Here is a 3174-nt window from a genome sequence, read left to right on the forward strand (position 1 = left end):
GTCGCGGCGGAGTTGCCCAGCACCGCTCGCCGCGGAGGATGCCGGCGCTCCCCCGCGCCGGCGTCGCGGCGGTCCGGCACGACGCGACGGCCTCGATCGCGTCGTGCGGACCGACCGGCGCCCTAGCGCCACGCCTGCTGACCAGGGTCAGCGTCCGAGCCACTCCCGGTAGGTGGTCTGCGCGAGGACCGCGTCGTCCTTTGCGATGAGCGCGTCACCCGGCACGGCGGCGAACATGCCGGCGGTGTTCTCTGGGACCTGGCCACCTTCTGGCCACGCGCCGCCCATCCCTTCGCGCCGCCCTGCTACGCCGAACGGGCCGTGCCGGAGCTGGCCCGACGCGTCGCCCACCTGGTGGGTAGCGGCCACCCGGTCCTGATCGCCGGGTACAGCCACGGCTCGGTACTGGTCGCCAACCACCGTCCTCCAGCTGTCGCCCCAGGTCAGCGGCGGGCGGCCCTGCTCACCTACTGCTCGCCACTGCGCCGGTTCTACGCCCGGCTCTTCCCCGCCTACATCGACGACGACATGATGCACGAGGTGGGTGATCGGGTCGGCTGGCGATGGCTGAACCTGTGGCGCGACACCGACGCCATCGGCGGATGGATCTTCTCGGCCCACCGGCCGGACGAGCCGGCGGGCAACCAGGTCACGGGTATCCAGGGATCGACGGAGCCCGGCATCGCGGCCCGCCCATGCCCTGCACCGCTTGAGCTTGCCGACCGGTGCACGGCAGACTCGTGGCATGACGCGAGGCATCGCCCTGGTCCGGCGACCCAGCGACCGGCTGGCCGAGGGGCTGGTCACCCACATCGAGCGCACCGACGTGGATGTCGCGCAAGCCCGGCGTCAGCACGAGGCGTACCGGGCGGCGCTCACCGAAGCCGGCTGGCAGGTGCGCGAGGTGGCTCCCGCCGACCACTGTCCCGACTCGGTGTTCGTCGAGGACACGGTCGTGGTCTGCGACGGCCTGGCGGTGATCACACGGCCGGGAGCGCCACCCCGCCGTCCGGAGATCGCCGGTACCGAGAAGGCGGTACGCGAGGCCGGACTGGAGGTCGTGCGCATCGAGGCTCCCGGGACGCTGGACGGCGGCGACGTGCTGCAGGTCGGCACCACCGTGTACGTGGGCGAGGGCGGCCGCACCAATGCCGCGGCCATCGCCCAGCTGCGTGCACACCTGACACCCCGCGGCCGCGAGGTGGTTACGGTCCCGCTGCGCGACGTACTGCACCTCAAGTCGGCGGTGACCGCACTGCCCGACGGCACCCTGCTCGCGCTGCCCGACCTGCTCGACGCGAGCGCGCTCCGCCAGCCGCTGCGCGCGGTCGACGAGGAGGCCGGCTGCCACGTCGTACCGCTCGGTGACGACCTCGTGCTGCTGGCCGCGTCGGCGCCGCGCACCGCGGCGCTCGTGGCGGACCTCGGCTTCACGCCGGTCGTCGTCGACATCAGCGAGTACGAGAAGCTCGAAGGCTGCGTCACCTGCCTGAGCGTGCTGATCCCCGGGGCCTGACCCCCCAGCAGGACGCGATCCGAGGGAGGATGGCGCGATGAGGCTCGGTCTGCACTACTGGAACTTCTCCACGCCCGCCGACCCCTCGGCGATGGCCCCGACGCTGGCGGAGACCGCCCGGATCGCGGAAGAGGCCGGTCTCGCGTCGTTCACGGTCATGGATCACTACTTCCAGATGGAGTTCACGACGTCGGCCGAGGAGCCGATGCTCGAGGCCTACACCACGCTGGGCTACCTGGCCGGGAAGACCGACCGGATGACGCTCGGGGTGCTCGTCACCGGCGTGATGTACCGCTACCCGGGACTCCTCGCCAAGATCGTCACCACGCTCGACGTGCTCTCCGGCGGCCGGGCCCGGCTCGGCATCGGCGCGTCCTGGTACGACCGCGAGCAGCGTGGCCTCGGCGTACCGGTCGTCCCGACCAGCGAGCGCTTCGAACGGCTCGAGGAGACGTTGCGGATCTGCCTGCAGATGTGGAGCGACGACAACGGCCGGTTCGACGGCAGGCACTACCAGTTGGCCGAAACCCTGTGCGTGCCGGCACCGATCACCCGACCGCACCCCCCGATCATGATCGGCGGTGGCGGCGAGAAGAAGACGCTGCGGCTCGTGGCCCGCTACGCCGACTCGTGCAACCTGTTCGGCAACAGCCCGGCCGAGGTCACCCACAAGCTCGACGTCCTGCGCGGACACTGCGCCGCCGAGGGCCGGGACTACGCCAGCATCGAGAAGACGGTACTGGTGATGCGGCCACCCCTGGCCGACGTCGACGCCTTCGTGGCCGAGGTGGCCGAGTACGCCGCGCTCGGGGTGACCGAGGTGCAGACGATGCCCGATCGTCACCCGGTGGAGTTCGCGCAGCGACTGGCCGAGCAGCAGGTCGTAGCGCGACTGGCCGACGTCGGCTGAGCTCGGACGCCCGGGGGGTAGGCCGGGCATCCGTACGACCTCCTGTGCCATGCCGCCGACGGGGCCCGCGGCCGTGCGCGGCGAAGCAGGTCGCCAGGTCGATCAGAAACCGAGAAGCCCGGTCACGGAGGCGCGCCTAGCCTGATCGTCATGGACATCACCATTCACACGAGCTTCCTCCCGCATGACGACCCGGACGCGTCGCTGGCCTTCTACCGCGACGCCCTCGGCTTCGAGGTCCGGAGCGACGTCGGACAGGGCAAGATGCGCTGGATCACGGTCGGCCCCGTCGGCCAGCCCGACACGTCCATCCTCCTGGCGCCGCCGGCCGCCGACCCCGGGATCACCGAGGACGAGCGCCGCACCATCAGCGAGATGATGGCCAAGGGCACCTACGGCTGGATCCTGCTGGCAACCCGGGACCTCGACGGCACATTCGAGAAGGTGCAGGCCACCGACGCCGAGGTGGTCCAGGAGCCGACCGAGCAGCCGTACGGCATCCGCGACTGCGCCTTCCGCGATCCCGCGGGCAACCTGGTCCGCATCCAGGAACTTCGCTGACGGCGGCGCATCCCCATCCTCGGCGAGCCGACCACCGGCCGCCATCCCGCCGCCGGTCGAGCAGGCGACTCGGCCTGCTCGACCGGCGCGTCGACTCCGGCTGGCCGGTGTCGCCATCGCGCATCCCGCCGCCCACCTCGGAGGCAACCCAGGTGCTCGCGGTCATCGACGAAAGGACTTCTCTCAT

Annotated in this window: 4 protein-coding genes; 3 read left to right on the plus strand and 1 reads right to left on the minus strand. The window is 71.5% G+C overall.

Annotated elements, in window-relative coordinates; translation table 11 throughout:
• Positions 1-147: 147 nt before the first annotated feature.
• Positions 148-747, minus strand: coding sequence for a hypothetical protein (locus HCJ94_RS31340; RefSeq protein WP_205802096.1), 600 nt, complete (start codon positions 745-747; stop codon positions 148-150).
• Between HCJ94_RS31340 and ddaH the strand changes: the two genes are divergently transcribed.
• The 3 genes from ddaH (at position 746) to HCJ94_RS29185 (ending at position 2987) form a co-directional block, all read left to right on the plus strand.
• Positions 746-1516 carry a dimethylargininase gene (ddaH, locus tag HCJ94_RS29175; protein ID WP_168004213.1) on the plus strand — a complete coding sequence of 257 codons (771 nt, stop codon included), beginning with the start codon at positions 746-748 and terminating at the stop codon, positions 1514-1516. The genes HCJ94_RS31340 and ddaH overlap by 2 nt on opposite strands.
• 37 nt (positions 1517-1553) lie before the next feature.
• The gene (locus HCJ94_RS29180; RefSeq protein ID WP_168004214.1) at positions 1554-2426 is read left to right on the plus strand and encodes an LLM class F420-dependent oxidoreductase; all 873 of its coding nucleotides are present in this window, start codon (positions 1554-1556) and stop codon (positions 2424-2426) included.
• A 150-nt stretch (positions 2427-2576) separates the two neighbouring features.
• A complete protein-coding gene (locus HCJ94_RS29185) occupies positions 2577-2987 on the plus strand; it encodes a VOC family protein (RefSeq protein ID WP_168004215.1) in 411 nt (136 codons plus the stop codon).
• The last annotated feature ends 187 nt before the right edge of the window (positions 2988-3174 follow it).

It is taken from the genome of Micromonospora thermarum (assembly GCF_012034245.1).
Taxonomy (GTDB): domain Bacteria; phylum Actinomycetota; class Actinomycetes; order Mycobacteriales; family Micromonosporaceae; genus Micromonospora; species Micromonospora thermarum.

Bases quoted from the DNA above. Each gene is read 5' to 3' on its own strand.
- ddaH (WP_168004213.1), top strand. From the start codon at position 746: ATGACGCGAGGCATCGCCCTGGTCCGGCGACCCAGCGACCGGCTGGCC.
- HCJ94_RS31340 (WP_205802096.1), bottom strand. From the start codon at position 747: ATGCCACGAGTCTGCCGTGCACCGGTCGGCAAGCTCAAGCGGTGCAGG.
- HCJ94_RS29180 (WP_168004214.1), top strand. From the start codon at position 1,554: ATGAGGCTCGGTCTGCACTACTGGAACTTCTCCACGCCCGCCGACCCC.
- HCJ94_RS29185 (WP_168004215.1), top strand. From the start codon at position 2,577: ATGGACATCACCATTCACACGAGCTTCCTCCCGCATGACGACCCGGAC.